The organism is Kineococcus sp. GCM10028916, from assembly GCF_042674865.1.
GTDB lineage: Bacteria > Actinomycetota > Actinomycetes > Actinomycetales > Kineococcaceae > Kineococcus.
On sequence record NZ_JBHTFM010000004.1, the window covers coordinates 1 to 16,713 of the forward strand.

Consider the following 16,713-nt stretch of genomic DNA (forward strand, 5'->3'; position numbering starts at 1 on the left):
CTTGCGATCACCAGCCACCGCACCAGCATGCCCGACATGGACCCACATCTGAAACAGTCACTGAGTGCCGGTGATGCGTTCGTAGAGGAGGTCGGCTCGGATCTGCGATTCGGTGCGTTCCTCGTCGGGGTTCTCGAGGAGGGTGCGGGCGTCGCGGCGCAGTGCGGCCTCGCAGGCGACGCCGCGGGCGATGGGGAGGACGGCGCGGAGGACGGTCATCGAGTCCTCACCAGGGGAGAGGGTGACACGGCGGCTGCCTTCGGCCCTCCGGCGGCGTTCGACGGCGGCGGAGGGATCGAGCTGATCGGCGAGGGCGCGGGCGGAACCCCCGATGGCGCGGCGCGTGGCGCCCGCGCGGCGGAACTCCCGGGTGAGGGCGGCATCGACGACGGTGCGGTGCTCGGCGCTGACGTGGCTGGTCTGGGCGACGACGTCGCGGGCGGTGAGTTCGCAGATCCTGCCGTCGCGCAGGGCCCGGAGGGTGTGGGGCATCTCTGTGGTGAGGGCGTCGGCGACGCCGAGCCAGGTCCCGCCCGCGTGGGGTGAGCACTTGCGCGCCAGCGCGACCTCGCGCGCGATCCCGGCGGAGGTGGTGTCGCGTACGTTCTCGGCCTCGCGCACCTGGGTGGCGTAGGACGCTGTAGCTCTGACCTGGAGGGCGGCAAGGGCGCGTTTGTCGTTCTCGAGGGCGGTGATGACATCGATGAGTTCGGCAGGGGGTAGGCCGGCGTCGATGCGGAGATCGAGCTCCGCGAGCCGTTCGGCAAGGCCGGTCATGGGTTGATGGTAGTCGAACGGGCTGCTCGCAATAAGAGCACATCAACTGCAGCGCAACGACAAAGATAGATATAGGAGTTCCTGGTTCAGTTGTACCAGGAGCGTCCGACACGACCACCCCAGCTTCGCCGGGTCGTCCACAGGATGGCCGCCGCGGCGCTCAGTCCACCGACGACCAGGGAGAACCCCGGCGACGTGAACTGCGCGAGGGACCCTGTTCGGAGGTTTCCCACCCCCGGGCCGGCGACCCCGACGACTCCTTCCAGCGCGCTCACCCGCCCGAGCACCTCGTCCGGTGTGTGCAGTTGCACGAGGGAGCCGCGCGCGATGACCGAGACCGTGTCGGCGGCGCCGGCCACGACGAGCAGCAGTAGGGACGGTGCCGGGGAGTCGACGAACCCGAAACCGGCCAGGGCGAGACCCCACGCGACGCCGCCTCCGACGACGAAGCGCACCGGCCGCGCCGAGCCGGTGATCCGGGAACTCAGCAGACCCGTGAGCACCCCGCCCACGGCGAGGGCGGCCAGGAGGAACCCGAACCTCGACGCGTCGCCGAACCGGGCGGCGGCGATCTCCGGGAACACGGCCACGGGCATGGCCAGGACGGTGGCCAGCAGGTCGCAGAGCAGGACGGTCCGCAGCACGGGCCGCCGCCACACCTCCGACATCCCGGCGAACGGCGAGACCCGGGCGGAACTCGCGCGAACTCCCGGCAACCTGCGGAGCAGGAACAGCGCCGTCAGGGACACGATCGCGTCCACGAGGAACGCGGGTGCGGGTCCGGTGCTCGCCAGCAGGAGCGCCCCGAGCACGGGGCCGCCCAGCAGGGCGATCTGGAACGACAGGTGCAGCAGGGCGACCCCCGCGGGGACGAGCTGGTCGGGGAGCAGTCGGCGCAGGAACGTGCGTCGGGCGGGAGCGCCGCACGACGTCGCGACGGTCTGCAGGACCACGAGGCAGAACACGGCGCCGACCCCTCCCCGCGCCGACGCGGCGGCCAACCCCAGCGCGGCGACGGCCGAGACCGCCGTGGCGGTGAGGACGACGCTCCTCCGGTCGAACCGGTCGGCCAGGGTTCCGCCCACGAGGTTGCCGGCCACGGTGGCTGCGGCCGTCGCCGCCCCGACCGACCCCGTCAGCACGGTGTTCCCCGTCTCCGTCTGCACCTGGAACAGGAGCGCGGTGCCGGCGAGCTGGGCGGTCGTCCCCGTCGCGGTGGAGGAGGCCCAGAGGTTCCGGAAACCCCGGTGGCGCAGCGGCCGGAGGTCGATCACAACCGACGGGCGATCCGCTCGCCGAACGGGGTGCGGGCCAGGGCCGCGTGCATCTCGTCGACGCTCTGCTGCAGGGGGTGCGCGATCTCGGCCTGCAGTTCGTCCCAGGCCGCCTCGGTGGCCCGCCACTCCGCGTCCAGGAAGTCCACGACGGAACGTGCCTCGTCGGTGAGGTCGACGGTCCGGGTCCGGGCGTCGGCGCCGGGGGAGGAGCGCACCAGGCCTGCCGTCCGCATCGCCGCGACGGTCTGGCTCATCGCCGACTGGGTCACGTCGACGGCGCCGGCGAGGGCCCGCACCGTCATCGGTCCGGCGTGGTGCAACCGCAGCAGCGGGAGGACGAACCGCGGCCGGACGTGCCCCATCCCGCGCTCGACGTAGAGCCGGGCGATCTCGTCGTCCATGGCGGCCAGCAACCGCAGGACGGGTTTCGGGCCGGAGGGTTCCAGGGTCGGGTCGGAAGGTGTCACAGCACTGATACAACAGCACTGTCATACCTGGTGGCAACCCGCCGAACGGGAATTCCAGGTGTTACGCAGATGAAACCTCCACGAAACCTCTCCTGGTATACCGTCCAGCTCGTGTCCTCCTCGTTCCGCCTCGTCGGGGTCTTGCACCTGCCGCCGCTGCCCGGTGCCGTCAACTACGCCGGCACTCCCGTCCGCGAGATCGCCGCTCGCGCCGTCGAAGATGCCCTTGCCCTGCAACGGGCCGGCTTCACCCACGTGATGGTCCAGGACGCCAGCGACATGCCGCAGGCCGTCCGGGTCGACGCTCCCACCGTCGCCGCGCTCTCGGTGGTGGGTGCCGCCGTGACCAACTCGGTATACCTCCCCGTCGGGGTCGTCGTGGGCCACAACGACGGACCGAGTGCCGTCGCGATCGCCCACGCCGTCGGAGCCAGGTTCGTGCGGGTGAAGGTCCTCACCGGGGTCTCCGTCGGGCCCACCGGCTGGATCGAGGGCTGCGCGCACGACGTCGCCGCCGTGAGGCGGCGGATCGGCGCCGACGTCGAGGTCTGGGCCGACGTCCACGAGGCCACGAGCCTCGCCCTCGCCTCCACCCCCGGGTGGGCCGCCCGGGAGGCCCGGGACTTCGGCCGCGCCGACGTCCTCGTCGTCACCCGCGACAGCGGCGTGCCCGACGCCCTCACCGACATCGCCGAGCTGCGCGAGCTCGTCCCCGACGTCCCCTTCGTCGTCGGCGGGCGCGTCTCCCTCGCCACCATCGACGCCACCGTGGCCGGTGCGGACGGCGCGATCCTCGGCAGCGCCATCAAGCGCTCCAGCGCCCCCGACGCCCGCGTCGACCCCGAGGTCGCCGCCCGCTTCGGCGCCGCACTCCCGACGGGAACCCCGTGAACCACCGATCCAGCCAGACGGAGCCCCCTGTGACCAGCACGCCCCCCAGCCCCTTCATCGGCCCGGACAGCCCCCTCGACGCCCGCCAACAGGAGGTCGTCCAGCGCGTCTCCGCCGCCGAGCACGCCTCGATCGTGGCCCTGCCCAGCGACCATCCGCTGGACCCGAAGCGCCGGGCCCGCGACGAGGCCACCTACCCCGAACTCCTGGCCCAGCCGGCACGGATCCGGGAGACCCTCGCCGCCAACGACGCGGCTCTCGACGAGCTCGCCGGGCTGATCGCCGGGCACGACCTCGACCGCGTGTTCGTCACCGGTGCCGGGGACTCCCTCGCGGTCGCCATCGCCGCCCGCCAGACGCTCGAGCAGATGCTCGGCGTCCCCTGCGAACCCGCGCAGAGCCTCGACCTGGCCTACTACCTCGCGCCCCTGCTCACCCCGCGCAGCCTCGTCATCGCCCTCTCCAGCTCCGGTGAGACGACGCGGACCGTCGAGGCGGCCCTGGTCGCCCAGCACGCCGGCGCCCTCACGGTCGCGATCACCAACACCCCGGGTTCGACGCTGGACGTCGAGTGCGGTCGGACCCTGCTGCTCAAGGCCACGCGGGTCGGCTGGCCCACCCAGTCCTCCACGACGGCCCTGGCCCTGCTCCTCGACCTCGCCGTCCGGGTCGGTCGGACCACCGGTCGGCCCGGGGCGGAGGAACTCGCGGCGCACCTCGAACGCGTCCCGGACCTCATGGAACGCGTCATCGCCGACGTCGAGGAACCCCTCGCGGTGATCGCCGAACGGGAACGGGACGCCGACACGTTCCTGTTCTCGGCGGCCGGCCCGAGCTGGGGTTCCGCCGTCATCGGCGCGGCCAAGGTCAAGGAGTGCACCCCCGACCACGCCGAGGCGGTCCAGGTCGAGGAGTTCCACCACTACAACTCCCTCAAGGCGGGGGAGCCGATCTGGATCATCGCGCCGGCCGGCCCGTCGGTGCCGCGCGCCGTGCACACCGCCACCGAGGCCAAGCGGTTCGGCGGTCGCGTCTACGTCATCACGACCGAGGGGGTGGCCGGGTTCGACGAGATCGCGGACCGGGTGATCACCGTTCCGGCGGTCCCGGAGGCGCTCAGCCCGCTGGTGACCGTCCTCCCCGCGCAGCTCACCGGCTACCTCCTGGCCATGGCGCAGTTCCGCGCAGCGGAGAACCCCGGTGACTGAGGCGTCGCTGCTCTGCGTCGGGAACCTCACGATCGACGACCTCGTCATCGACGGGCGGGAGACGACCGCCCTCGGCGGCGACGCCCTCTTCGCCGCGCTCGCCGCGCGTCGCACGCTCACCGACGTGCGGATGCTGGCACCGATGGGTTCCGACCTGCCGTCGACGTTGCTGGGAACCGTCGCGGAACTCGGCATCAGGGTGGAGGCCAGCCGGCCGCGGACCATCCCGACCGTGCGCAACCGCGTCGAGTACGCCGCCGACGGGTCGCGCACCTGGCACCTGCTCTGCGGTGAGGAGGCCTTCGACGTCCTCTCCGTGTACCCCGAGGACGTCGCGGGTGACGCGCTGTCCGCCGAGGGGATCCTCGTCTCGGCCATGAGCCTGCGTTCCCAGCTCACCCTGGGGCCGTGGCTGCGCGCGCAGACCGGCGCGACGATCTACCTGGACCTGCAGGAGGACTACGTCGTGGGGAACGAGCGGGAACTCCTGGACCTGCTGGCGACCTGCGACGTGTTCCTGCCCAGCGAGGTCGAGGCCGTCGCCCTGGCCGGAACGACCGACCTGGAGCGGGCGGCGGAGATCTTCCGCGACGCCGGCCCGGACGTCGTCGTCGTCAAGACCGCCGAACGCGGCTGCGTGATCGCCACCGCCGACCGGACGGTCCTCCTGCCGACCGAGGCCGTCGTCCCCGTCGACTCCACCGGGGCCGGCGACGCGTTCTGCGGGGGTTTCGCCGCGGCGCACGTCGCCGGTGCCGATCCGGTCGAGGCGGCGGGCGCGGGTGCCGCCGCGGCCCGGGTCGCGATCGGCGGCCACGGCGTCGCCGGTCTCCTCGCCGACCTCGCCGACCGCGCCGATCTGGGGAGCCTCGCGTGAGCCACGTCCGGGTCCTGAACCCGAACACCAGCGTCGCCATGACGGAGGCCGTGCTCGCGGCGGCCCGTGCCGTCGCCCGCCCCGGCACGCACGTCAGCGCCACCTGCTCCCGCCGCGCCCCCGCCACCGTCGAGACCCACGTCGACGAGGTGTTCGGCGCCGCGGGGATCCTCGAACAGGTGGAACGGGGTGAACGCGACGGCGTCGACGGCTACGTGATCGCCTGCTTCGGGGACACCGGTCTGCCGGCCGCCCGGGAACTCGCCCGCGGACCCGTCGTCGGCATGACGGAGGCCGCGCTGCAGGCCGCCTCGCTGCTCGCGCACCGGTTCAGCGTCATCACCATGCCGCCGCGGACGATCGCCATGACGGACCGCGTCGTGCAGGAACTCGGGTTGGCGCACCGCTGCACCGTCCGTGCCGTCGACGTCTCCGTCGCGGAGATCGAGACCGGCGCCGGGCCCGCCTTCGACGCCTTCGCCCGCGAGGCCCGGGAGACCTTCGTGGCGGAGCGGGCCGAGGCCGTCGTGCTCGGCTGCGCCGGCCTCACCGACCTGGTCGACGGTCTGCGCAACGCCCTGGGGGTTCCCGTGATCGACGGCGTCGCCGCCGCGACCACGGCGCTCGAAGGGTTGCTCGCGCAGGGCCTCACCACCTCCCGGGCGAACACCTGGGCCGAACCCGTCGGTTCCCCGACCACGAGCGAGGTGTGGGGATGAGCGTCCTGTTCACCAACGTCCTGGTCTGGGCCCCCGCCCGGCCCTCGGCGATGGTCGGCCCCACCGACCTCCTCGTCGTCGGCGACGTCATCACCGCGATCGGGGAGCAGGCGCGGGGACTCGCCCCCGCCGACGCCCGCACCGTCGACGGCGCCGGCCACCACGTCCTCGTCCCCGGTCTGGTCAACGCGCACTTCCACTCGCCCGCGAACCACCTCAAGGGCGCGTTCCGCAGCCGTCCGCTCGAGACGTTCATGCTCTACGAGTCCCCCGCCGACCCGGCCCTGACGCCGACCCCGCGGGAGGCGTACCTGCGCACGATGCTCGGCGCCCTGGAGATGCTGCGCACCGGGACGACGAGCGTGCAGGACGACGCGTTCCTCATGCCCACCCCGGACCCCGAGATCATCGACGCGGTCATGCAGGCCTACGCCGACAGCGGGATCCGCGCCTCCGTCGCCCTGGACCAGCCCGAACTCCCCGACGCGGACAAGCTCCCGTTCCTGGCCGGGGCCGACGAGGGTTTCGCGGCGGCGTTGAACACCCCCGCCCCGGCCGCGGCCCCGGAACTCCTCGCGGCCTACGACCACCTCGTCGGGAACTGGCACGGGAGCCACGGCGGCCGGCTCACGGCCGCGGTGTCGATCTCCGCCCCGCAGCGGGTCAGCCCCGAGTACTTCGCGGCCCTCGACGACCTCAGCCGCCGCCACGACCTCCCGTTGTTCGCCCACTTCCTGGAGACCCGCGTGCAACGGGCGCTCTCGGTGCCGGGCACCGGGCAGGAACGCTTCGCCGGCCGCAGCCTGGTCCGCTACACGGCCGACCTCGGGCTGCTCAGCGAGCGGGTCAACGTCATCCACGCCGTGTGGGTCGACGACCACGACCTGGACCTCATCGCCGACGCCGGCGCCGTCGTGGCCCACAACCCCGTCAGCAACCTGCGCCTGGGCAGCGGGGTCATGCCGTTCCGGGCCATGCGCGAGCGGGGCATCCCGATCGCGCTCGGCGTCGACGAGGCGATCTGCGACGACACCGTGAACACCTGGGGCGTCGTCAAGGCCGCGGGGCTCGTGCACAACGTCTCGGGGCTCGACGCCGAGGACTGGCCCAGCACCACCGAGGTCCTCGAGGCCCTCTGGGAGGGCGGCGCGGCGGCGATGCGCCAGACCGGCCGGATCGGTCGCGTCGACGTCGGCGCCCAGGCCGACCTCCTCCTGCTCGACCTGCACGCCCCCGCGTTCACCCCCTTCAACGACCTCCGCGGCCAGCTCGTCTACTGCGAGAACGGGGGCAGCGTCGCCATGACCCTCGTCGCCGGTCGCGTCGTCGCCGAGGCGGGCCGAGTGGTCTCCGTGGACGAGACCGAACTGCTGGCGGAGGCGCGTGAACTGCACGCCGCCCGCCTTCCCGCTCTCCAACGCACGTGGGCCGCGGCCGACGCCCTGCTCCCGGCCTACGACGCCGTGGTCCGCCGGGCCGCCCGCACCGACGTCGGAATGAACAGGTGGATCGCATGACGCACGACGAGAAGTCTCCCGGGCACTCCGTCTGGGAGTACCAGCCCATCACCGCCGCCCCCGGTCCGGACTGGCCGGACGGCCGCCGCCTGGCCGTCTACGTCGCGCTCGGTCTCGAGGAGTACCGGTTCGGCGCGGGCCGCACCGAGGACATCGTCCCCGAGGTCAGCGCCCCCGACCTCGTGAACACCTCGTGGCGCGACTACGGCAACCGCGTCGGCGCGTTCCGGTTGCTGGAACGCCTCGACCGCGCGGGGATCCCGCCGACCGTCCTGCTGAACACCGCCCTCTACGACACCGCCCCGGAACTCCTCGAGACCGCGCGGCGCCTCGGTGCGGAGTTCGTCGGCCACGGGATCTCCAACTCCGACTCCCTCGAGGGGATGTCCGCCGCCGGCGAGGCGGACTACCTCGCGGCCGTCGCCGCCCGCATCGCGGCGGAGGAGGGGACCGCGCCCGGCGGCTGGTCCAGCCCCTGGCTGACCCACACGACCTCGACGCTCGACAACCTCGTCGCCGCCGGGTACCGGTACCTGCTCGACCTGCGCCTGGACGACCGGCCGGTGCCGATCGCGACGGTGTCCGGGTCGATCCTCGCCCTGCCCTACGCCCTGGAGGTCAACGACAGCACGACCGTCGTCGGCCGCGGTGCCTCGGCCGGGGAGTTCGCCGACATGATCGTCGACGAGTTCGACGAACTGCTGGAACGCTCCGAGGAGCAACCCCTGGTCATGAGCGTCGTCCTGCACTCGTTCATCTCCGGTGCCCCGTTCCGGTTGCGCGCCCTGGACCGGGCGCTGCGGCACCTGAGCGCCCACCGCGACCGCGTCTGGTTCACCCAGCCCCGGGCGATCGCCGCGCACCTGCGTGCGGCGCAACGGGTCGGGGGAGGAGTCGCGTGAACCCCACGGCCACCGTGCGGGACCTGCACGTGTCCCTGGAACGCGACGGCGTGCGCTCGGAGGTGCTGCGCGGCGTCGACCTCGACATCGCCCGCGGTGAGATCGTCGGCCTCGTCGGGGAGTCCGGCTCCGGCAAGAGCATGCTCGCGCTGAGCGTCCTCGGGCTGCTGCCCGACGCCGCCCGCCCGCACGTCACGGGCGAGGTGCGGGTCCTCGACACCGACATGGCCCACGGCACGGAGACCGCACGCCGCCAGGCCCGGCGCAGCGCGCTCGGGGCGATCTTCCAGGACCCGATGACCTCGCTGAACCCGACGATGCGCGTCGGCCGCCAGATCGTCGAAGCCGGTCAGGACCGTCCGGGGGCGATCGCCCTGCTGGGCGCGATGGGTGTCCCCGAACCCGAACTGCGGTTCCGGGTCTACCCGCACGAACTCTCCGGAGGTCTGCGCCAGCGCGTCATGGCCGCGATCGCGATGGCGGGGCGTCCCGCCCTCGTCGTCGCGGACGAACCGACGACGGCGCTCGACGTCACCGTGCAGGCCCAACTGCTCGACCTGCTGCGCGAACTGCGCGACGACCACGGCTGCAGCGTCCTGCTCATCACCCACGACCTCGGCGTGGCCGCGCAGATCGCCGACCGCATCGCCGTCATGTACGCGGGGCGGTTCGCCGAGGTGGGTCCCACCGAGCAGGTGCTGAACCAACCCTCGCACCCCTACACGGCGGGTCTGCTGCGGTCGCGGCTCTCGCTGCAGGTCGCCAAGGACCGCCGGCTGCCCACGCTGACCGGCGACACCCTGACGCCCGTGGAACGCCTGCACGGCTGCGCCTACCGCGGCCGCTGCCCGCTGGCGGTGGCGCGCTGCACCACCGACACCCCGGACCTCGACGCCTCCCGGCCGAGCGCGGACCACGGCGCCGCGTGCTGGTTCCCGACCGAGGACGTGGCGCGGTCCGTGACCGTCGCGACGACCGCCCCGGTGCGGGCCGCGCGGGTGTCGGACGACCTCGCGGTGCTCCTCGAGGACGTCGTCTGCACCTACACCGTCGGTCACGGGCGCCGGCGCCGCAGCGTCGAGGCCGTGCGCGGGGTGGGTTTCGGCGTCCCCGCGGGGGAGGCGCTGGCCATCGTGGGCGAGAGCGGCTCCGGCAAGTCGACGATCCTGCGAGCGATCGCGGGCCTCGTCCCCGTCCGCTCCGGGCGCATCACCGTCGCCGCGGGCGGCGCCCAGATGGTGTTCCAGGACGCCGGTTCCTCGCTCACCCCGTGGCTGAGCGTGGGGGAGACGCTGCGGGAACGCCTCGCCCCGCTGCGACTGGGGCGCGCCGAGGCCGACCGCCGGGTCGCGGCTGCCCTCGAGGCCATCTCGCTGCCGGCCTCGCTCGCCCGCTCACGACCCGCGGACCTCTCCGGCGGGCAGCGCCAGCGGGTCGCCCTGGCCCGGGCGACCATCCTGCGCCCCGCGGTGCTGCTCTGCGACGAACCGACCAGCGCGCTGGACGCCTCGCTCGCCGCCACGACCCTGAACCTCATCCGGGACATGCGGGAGGAGCTCGCCATGACCGTCCTCTTCGTCACCCACGACCTCGCGGTCGCCCGGCTGATGGGGGACCGCATCGCCGTCGTCGAAGCGGGCCGGATCGTCGAGCTCGGGGACGCCGACGCGGTCATCGGGAACCCTCGCGAGCCCTACACCCGGGCGCTCGTCGCCTCCGTCCCCGAGATCGGGGTGGTCGCGTGAGCTCCGTCCTGGTCACCCGCCGGCTCACGGTCCCGGTCGTCACCGGCCGCGGTCGCAGCGGCCGCCGGCTCGCCTGGTTCCTCGTCGCCCTGCTGGGCGCGCTGACCGTCCTCGCGGTGTTCGCCCGGTTCCTCGCCCCGGCGGACCCGATCCAGCCGGTGGCCGCCCCGCAACTGCCCCTCGGGTCGGCGGGCAACCTGCTGGGCACCGACTCCATCGGCCGGGACATCCTCTCCCGCACCCTCTTCGGCCTGCAGACCTCGTGGTTCTCCGCCCTCGCCGTCGTCGCGATCGGGTTGCTCGTGGGTGGGGTCGTCGGGGTCGCCTCGGGGGTGGCCGGCGGCTGGGTCGACACGGTGCTGATGCGCCTCACCGACCTGTTCCTGGCGCTGCCCTCGACGTTGGTCGCCATCGCGCTCGTGGCGGCGCTCGGGCCGGGTCTGCGCAACACCCTGCTCGGGATGTCGATCGTCTGGTGGCCCTACTACGCCCGGCTGATCCGGTCCGAGGTCCGCTCGATCGTCACCCGCCCGCACGTCGAGGCCGCCCGCGTCGCCGGGGTGGGCCGGGCCCGCCTCGTCCTGCGCCACGTCCTGCCGGGGGCGGTCCCCACCGCCGTCGTCACCGCCAGCCTGGACATCGGCAACGTCGTCCTACTGCTCGCCGGACTCTCCTTCCTCGGCCTGGGACAACCCTCGCCCGCCGCGGAACTCGGGGCGGACACCGCCGCGAACACCCAGCTCCTGCTCAGCGCGTGGTGGGTCCCCGTCGTCCCTGGCGCGGCGGTCCTGCTGCTCAGTCTCGTCGCGAACCTCGCCGGCGACGGCATCCGCACCCTGCTCGGAACCCGGAGGTGAACCCCGTGCTGCGCTTCGTGGTCCGTCGGCTCGGTGCGCTGGTCGCCGTGCTCCTCGTCCTCAGCGCCGTCGTGTTCGCGCTGCAGCAGATCTCCCCCGGGGACCCGGCCCGGGCCGCGCTGGGGGCCAACGCCTCCCGCGCGGCCGTCGACGCGGAACGCCACCGGCTCGGCCTCGACGACCCGTGGCCCGTGCAGTTCCTGCGGTTCCTCGGGCACGCCGTCCGGGGGGACTTCGGCACCTCCTACCGGACGCACCGCCCGGTGGCGACCGACCTCGCGTCGGCGTTCCCGGCGACGCTGGAACTGGTGCTGGCCTCCTTCGTCGTCGCCCTGCTGCTGGCGACCCTGTTCGCGGCCTCGGCCGCGTTGCGCTGGCGGTTCGCCGGCGTCTACCGCGGGGTGCTGCTGGTGGCCGCCACGGCTCCACCGTTCCTGCTGGCGCTGGCCGGGATCATCCTGTTCTACGCCCGGCTGGACTGGCTCCCGGGGTCCGGGCGCGGTGAGGGCGGCCCCGGTTCGGAACTCCAGCACCTCGTCCTGCCGGCCACCGTGCTGGCCATCGCCCCGGCGCTGGCGATCGGCCGGATCCTGCGGTCGGGGTTGGAGACCACCCTGGCCGCCGACCACGTCCGCACCGCCCGGTCCAAGGGACTCGGGGAGGCCAGCGTCCTCGCGCGGCACGTGGTCCGCAACTCCATCGGCCCGTCGGTGTCGATGGCGGGCCTGCAGCTGGGTTTCCTCTTCGCCGGGACCGTCGTCGTCGAGAAGGTCTTCAGCTGGCCCGGGATGGGGAACTACCTCGCCAACAGCATCCCGACCTCGGACTACCCCGCCATCGCCGCCGTGACCCTCGTCCTCGGCGCCGTCTACGTGGTCGTGAACACCCTCGCCGACGTCCTCCAGACGGCGGCGGACCCGCGTCTCGCCTGAGACCCGGGCCGTTCACCACCCACCCCCTCCACTCCCTCCACCCCACCTGAGGAGAACCCATGAGGTTCAGCTCGTTCAGCCGGCGGACGCGCACGTTGCTGGCCGCCGCCGCCGCCGTCCCGCTGATCGCCCTCTCCGCCTGTTCCGGCGGGGGCAGCGACGACCAGGGAGCCGCGAACGCCGCCCCCACCGACGGGACCCTGACCGTCGGTCTGCTCGGGGACATCGGCCAGCCGCCGGACCCGGACGTCTACTACGCCAACAACGGGCTCGCGATCGTCCTCAACACCTACGAGGGGCTGGTGCAGTACGCGAACGACAAGGACTCCGTCGAGATCGCGCCGCGGCTCGCCACGTCCTGGGACGTCAACGCGGACAACACCGTCTACATGTTCCACCTGCGTGACGGGGTGACCTTCCACGACGGGACCCCCTTCACCTCGGCCGCCGTGAAGGTCGCCTTCGACCGTCGCGTCGCCGTCGAAGGCGGAGCGGCGTACATGGTCGAAGGCGTCCAGGACGTCGCGACCCCCGACGACCTCACCGCCGTCGTCACGCTCAAGGCGCCGAACTCCGCGTTCCTGGACTACCTCGCCTCGCCGTTCGGGCCGAAGATGGAGTCCCCGACCGCGTTGCAGAGTAACGCCGGGTCCGACGACGCGCAGACCTACCTGCAGACCCACGACGTCGGCACCGGGCCCTACACGATCTCCGACGCGCAGCCGGGGACGTCCTGGACGCTGAAGCAGTACGACGGGTACTGGGGCGACAAGTCGCCGTTCACCACGGTGAAACTCCCCATCTACTCCGACGTCTCGGCCCTGCAGCTGGCCTTCGACCAGGGGGACGTGTCGGCCGTCGTCGCCGCGCTGCCGTCCTCCAGCCTGAAGAAGTACGAGAAGTCCACCGACTACGCCAGCTACATGCTCCCGACCCTGCAGTCCGCGCTCGTCACGCTCAACCCCTCGAAGGACTTCTTCAAGGACCAGGACGCGCGACTGGCGTTCCTGCAGAGCATCGACCAGAAGTCCCTCGTCGACCAGGTCCTCGGCAGCCGGTCCGAACCGGCGACCACCCTGTACGCCAAGGGCATGATCCCCGGGGGAGCGGACGAGCAGGAACTCGACTACGACCCGAGCGTCCTGACCGCCTACGCCAAGACCCTGCCGGCGGGAACGGCCATGACCATCGGTTTCGCGAGCGGGAACACCAACGCGGAGCAGATGGCGAACATCCAGGCCGCGAAGCTCTAGGCGCTGGGTATCGAGGCGACCGCGGTGTCCTACCCGACGTCGCAGGTCTTCGGCTGGATCAACGACCCCACGCAGGGGCCCGACGCGTTCTTCGACGGCAACAACGGCCCCGACGGTGGTTCCCCGTACATGTGGGGTCACGTGTTCTGGGACGCCTCCGGCGGGATCAACTACTTCGGCTGCGAGGTCGCCGACGTCAACGCCCAGCTCGACCAGGCGGTCGCCACCGGCGACGACGCCCTCTACGTCAAGGCCGCGGAGGAGTACGCCAAGACGGGGTGCTACTACAACCTCTCCTACAACAAGGACTGGGTCCTCGCCCAGAAGTGGCTCACCGGGGTGGCCGCGTCGCACAACATCGGGGCCAACGAGCTCGACTTCAGCAAGCTCGGTCTCGAGGAGTAGTTCGTCGGACCGCTAGGTTCGACGCGACGGCCCGGTCCGGTGGACCGGGCCGTCGCAGGCGCGAGGCCCTCGGACGAACGACGACCCCGGAAGAACAAGGTTGATGACTGCCGCACCCAGTGAGCCGCCCTCGCTCTCCCGCCAGATCCACGCGCGGCTGCGCGAACTCATCATCCGCGGGGACTACCCCCAGGGCCACAAACTCGTGGAGCGCCGCATCGGCGAGGAACTGGGCGTGTCCCGGGTTCCGCTGCGCGAGGCCGTGCCGATGCTGGAGATGGAGGGTTTCGTCGTCACCTCCCCCCAGCGCGGGGCGGTGGTGACGACCTGGAGCACCCGGCTGGTCAACGACCTCTTCGACCTGCGGGAGGTGCTCGAGGTGGGCGCGGCCGGCCACGCCGCCCGGGCCGTCGCCGCGGGGGCGTCGACCGCGGCGCTGGAGGACGCCCTCGAGCACTCCCACCGCGTCGTCGAGGAGGGCGACCCGTACCGCATCGCCGAGGCGAGCACCCGCTTCCACGAGGTCGTCGTCGAGATGACGGGCAACGTGCTGATGCAGGCCTCCATGCGGTCGGTGTCGGGACGGGTCCAGTGGCTCTTCCACCTGACCTCCGAGCTGGACGTCCACAACGCCTTCCAGGACCACGTCGAACTCGCGGCGGCGGTCACCAGAGGCGACGTCCGGATGTCCGAGGCCCTGGCCTTCGCCCACATCGAGCGGGACCGGGAACCGTCGCTGGCCGTCCTGCGCCACGAGCGCTGAGGGGCGCGCCGGACACTCGCTACCCTGGGGTCGTGGCAGCGCGCGTCGAGGGACTCTTCGTCTACCCGGTCAAGGGCATGACGCCGCAGCCGCTCACCCACGTCGACCTGACCGCCGGGTGCGGGGTCCCCTTCGACCGCACGATCGCGCTGGCCCGGCCGGGCGGGGCCTACGAACCCGGGCTGGGGCACGGCATCTCCAAGCGGGAGTTCTTCGTGCTCGTCGCCGAGGCCCGCCTCGCGGGGCTGAGCACCCACCTGGAACCGACGTCGGGCGTCTACACCGTCGACGTCCGCGGCCACCGGGTCCTCACCGCGGACCTGGGCACCGACGGGGGACTGGCGGAGCTGCGGAGCTTCTACGCCCGCGTCCTCGACCTGCCGCCGGGCATCGAACCCGTGGTCGCCCGCGAGCCGGGACGCCGGTTCACCGACACGGCGCACGGCTCCGACCGCGCGATGGAGTTCGTCTCCTTCGTCAACCTGGGATCGGTCCGCGACTTCGCCGCCCGCGTCGGGCACGACGTCGACCCGCTGCGGTTCCGCGGGAACGTCCACCTCGAGGGTCTGCCGGCGTGGAGCGAGTTCGACCTCGTCGACCGGGAGTTCACCCTCGGTGGCGTCCGGTTCCGCGGTACCCAGCGGACCGTCCGGTGCGCGGCGACCGAGGTCGAACCCGGCACCGGGAAGCGCGACCTGCCCGTCCCGCGACTGCTCTCGACCACCTACGGCCACGAGTTCATGGGTTTCTACGCCGAGGTCCTCGACGGCGGGACCCTGCACGACGGCGCCGAACTCACCGTGGGAGCACCCGTTGGCTGACGCCCTGAACCTGCTCGTCGCCGAACGCACCGACCTCACCCGCGACGTCACCCGGTTCGTCCTGCGCGATCCGGCCGGGGGAGCGCTGCCCGGCTACCGCGGCGGCGCCCACGTCACCGTGACCACCCCCGCGGGCCCGCGCCGCAGCTACAGCCTCGTCGACGCCGGTTCCCGGGCCCCGCGCGAGTACGCGATCTGCGTGCGTCGCGACGCGGGCGGCCGGGGTGGTTCCGTGAGCCTGCACGACGACGTCCGCGTCGGCGACGTCCTCGAGGTCACCTGGCCCGCCAACAACTTCGCCCTCAAACGCGCGAAGCGCTACCTCTTCATCGCCGGCGGCATCGGCATCACCCCGATCCGCGCGATGGTCGGGGAACTCCGGGCCCGCGGCGGCGCGGAGATCGAGGTCCTCTACCTCAGCCGCAGCGCGGAGGACACGGCGTTCCTCGACGAGTTCAGCGCCGACGGGTCGCTGCTGCACCACAGTTCCACCCACGGCCGCCTCGACCTGTGGCCGTACCTCGCCGACCCCCACGGCGGTGACGCGTCGGACACCCGCGTCTACTGCTGCGGGCCGACCGCGCTCATCGACGAGGTCCTCGCCCTGACGATGCACTGGCGCCCCAGCCGGATCCACGTCGAGGACTTCGCCGGCGTCGACGCCCTCGGCGCTCGCCCGGTCCCGTTCACCGCCGTCTGGGAACCCACCGGGGCCCGGGTCGAGGTTCCCGCCGACCGGTCGCTGCTGAGCGCCCTGCGCACCGCGGGTCTCGACGTCGACTCCTCCTGCGAGTCCGGAACCTGCGGCACCTGCCGACTGCGTCTCGTGGCGGGGGAGGCCGACCACCGCGACCTCGTGCTGACCCAGGACGAACGTGCCTGCTCCGTCATGCCGTGCGTCTCCCGGGCGCTCACCGGCGAGATCACCGTCGCCCCCGCTTGACCTCCAGCGCACTGGAGGGGGCAGGGTCGTCCGCATGGCGATCACGACCGACTACACGCTTCCGGACCTTCCCTACGACTACTCCGCGCTCGAACCCCACATCTCCGGGGCGATCATGGAGCTGCACCACGACAAGCACCACGCCACCTACGTGGCCGGGGCCAACACCGCCCTGCAGAAGCTGGCCGAAGCCCGCTCCAGCGACGACTTCGCCACCGTGAACCTGCACGAGAAGAACCTCGCGTTCAACCTCGGCGGACACGTCAACCACTCCGTCTTCTGGCCCAACCTCTCCCCCGACGGCGGCGACAAGCCGGTCGGTGAGCTCGCCGCGGCCATCGACGACAGCTTCGGCTCCT

The 16,713-nt window shown here is 72.6% G+C and carries 18 protein-coding genes; 15 read left to right on the forward strand and 3 right to left on the reverse strand.

All coding sequences use genetic code 11. From position 1 onward, the window contains the following. Positions 1 to 57: 57 nt before the first annotated feature. From ACFQ46_RS06790 to ACFQ46_RS06800, 3 genes are all read right to left on the reverse strand, one after another. Entirely contained in the window at positions 58 to 777 is a 720-nt protein-coding gene (locus ACFQ46_RS06790; protein WP_380258478.1) for a DUF222 domain-containing protein, read from the reverse strand. 86 nt (positions 778 to 863) lie between these two features. Further along, positions 864 to 2,051, reverse strand: a complete 1,188-nt coding sequence (locus tag ACFQ46_RS06795) for an MFS transporter (RefSeq protein WP_380258480.1) — start codon at positions 2,049 to 2,051, stop codon at positions 864 to 866. Then, the gene (locus ACFQ46_RS06800) at positions 2,048 to 2,521 is read right to left on the reverse strand and encodes a MarR family winged helix-turn-helix transcriptional regulator (protein WP_380258482.1); all 474 of its coding nucleotides are present in this window, start codon (positions 2,519 to 2,521) and stop codon (positions 2,048 to 2,050) included. Before ACFQ46_RS06800 ends, ACFQ46_RS06795 begins: the two co-directional genes overlap by 4 nt. A 111-nt stretch (positions 2,522 to 2,632) precedes the next feature. Between ACFQ46_RS06800 and ACFQ46_RS06805 the strand changes: the two genes are divergently transcribed. From ACFQ46_RS06805 to ACFQ46_RS06875, 15 genes are all read left to right on the forward strand, one after another. Beyond that, positions 2,633 to 3,412 (forward strand): BtpA/SgcQ family protein, encoded by a 780-nt coding sequence (locus ACFQ46_RS06805; protein ID WP_380258484.1) that lies wholly within the window; start codon positions 2,633 to 2,635, stop codon positions 3,410 to 3,412. 29 nt (positions 3,413 to 3,441) lie between these two features. After that, positions 3,442 to 4,620 (forward strand): SIS domain-containing protein, encoded by a 1,179-nt coding sequence (locus ACFQ46_RS06810; RefSeq protein ID WP_380258486.1) that lies wholly within the window; start codon positions 3,442 to 3,444, stop codon positions 4,618 to 4,620. Continuing rightward, on the forward strand, positions 4,613 to 5,497 hold the full coding sequence (locus ACFQ46_RS06815) for a carbohydrate kinase family protein (protein WP_380258488.1): 885 nt from the start codon (positions 4,613 to 4,615) through the stop codon (positions 5,495 to 5,497). The genes ACFQ46_RS06810 and ACFQ46_RS06815 overlap by 8 nt, the downstream gene beginning before the upstream one ends. Continuing rightward, the gene (locus tag ACFQ46_RS06820; protein ID WP_380258490.1) at positions 5,494 to 6,216 is read left to right on the forward strand and encodes an aspartate/glutamate racemase family protein; all 723 of its coding nucleotides are present in this window, start codon (positions 5,494 to 5,496) and stop codon (positions 6,214 to 6,216) included. The genes ACFQ46_RS06815 and ACFQ46_RS06820 overlap by 4 nt, the downstream gene beginning before the upstream one ends. Further along, the gene (locus tag ACFQ46_RS06825) at positions 6,213 to 7,733 is read left to right on the forward strand and encodes an amidohydrolase family protein (RefSeq protein ID WP_380258492.1); all 1,521 of its coding nucleotides are present in this window, start codon (positions 6,213 to 6,215) and stop codon (positions 7,731 to 7,733) included. Before ACFQ46_RS06820 ends, ACFQ46_RS06825 begins: the two co-directional genes overlap by 4 nt. Next, positions 7,730 to 8,635: a polysaccharide deacetylase family protein gene (locus tag ACFQ46_RS06830; protein ID WP_380258494.1), complete on the forward strand. Its 906-nt coding sequence runs from the start codon at positions 7,730 to 7,732 to the stop codon at positions 8,633 to 8,635. Before ACFQ46_RS06825 ends, ACFQ46_RS06830 begins: the two co-directional genes overlap by 4 nt. Then, positions 8,632 to 10,380, forward strand: coding sequence for an oligopeptide/dipeptide ABC transporter ATP-binding protein (locus ACFQ46_RS06835; RefSeq protein WP_380258496.1), 1,749 nt, complete (start codon positions 8,632 to 8,634; stop codon positions 10,378 to 10,380). The genes ACFQ46_RS06830 and ACFQ46_RS06835 overlap by 4 nt, the downstream gene beginning before the upstream one ends. Beyond that, positions 10,377 to 11,237 (forward strand): ABC transporter permease, encoded by an 861-nt coding sequence (locus tag ACFQ46_RS06840; protein WP_328292301.1) that lies wholly within the window; start codon positions 10,377 to 10,379, stop codon positions 11,235 to 11,237. The genes ACFQ46_RS06835 and ACFQ46_RS06840 overlap by 4 nt, the downstream gene beginning before the upstream one ends. A 5-nt stretch (positions 11,238 to 11,242) precedes the next feature. Further along, the gene (locus ACFQ46_RS06845; RefSeq protein WP_328292300.1) at positions 11,243 to 12,169 is read left to right on the forward strand and encodes an ABC transporter permease; all 927 of its coding nucleotides are present in this window, start codon (positions 11,243 to 11,245) and stop codon (positions 12,167 to 12,169) included. 59 nt (positions 12,170 to 12,228) lie between these two features. Then, positions 12,229 to 13,422, forward strand: coding sequence for an ABC transporter substrate-binding protein (locus tag ACFQ46_RS06850; RefSeq protein WP_380258498.1), 1,194 nt, complete (start codon positions 12,229 to 12,231; stop codon positions 13,420 to 13,422). 24 nt (positions 13,423 to 13,446) lie between these two features. Beyond that, on the forward strand, positions 13,447 to 13,827 hold the full coding sequence (locus ACFQ46_RS06855; RefSeq protein WP_380258500.1) for a hypothetical protein: 381 nt from the start codon (positions 13,447 to 13,449) through the stop codon (positions 13,825 to 13,827). 103 nt (positions 13,828 to 13,930) lie between these two features. After that, on the forward strand, positions 13,931 to 14,590 hold the full coding sequence (locus tag ACFQ46_RS06860) for a GntR family transcriptional regulator (protein WP_380258502.1): 660 nt from the start codon (positions 13,931 to 13,933) through the stop codon (positions 14,588 to 14,590). Between the two features lie 32 nt (positions 14,591 to 14,622). After that, positions 14,623 to 15,411 (forward strand): MOSC domain-containing protein, encoded by a 789-nt coding sequence (locus ACFQ46_RS06865; protein ID WP_380258504.1) that lies wholly within the window; start codon positions 14,623 to 14,625, stop codon positions 15,409 to 15,411. Continuing rightward, the gene (locus tag ACFQ46_RS06870) at positions 15,404 to 16,354 is read left to right on the forward strand and encodes a PDR/VanB family oxidoreductase (RefSeq protein ID WP_380258506.1); all 951 of its coding nucleotides are present in this window, start codon (positions 15,404 to 15,406) and stop codon (positions 16,352 to 16,354) included. Before ACFQ46_RS06865 ends, ACFQ46_RS06870 begins: the two co-directional genes overlap by 8 nt. A gap of 34 nt (positions 16,355 to 16,388) precedes the next feature. After that, the coding region (locus tag ACFQ46_RS06875; RefSeq protein ID WP_380258508.1) for a superoxide dismutase at positions 16,389 to 16,713 on the forward strand (325 nt) is incomplete at its 3' end.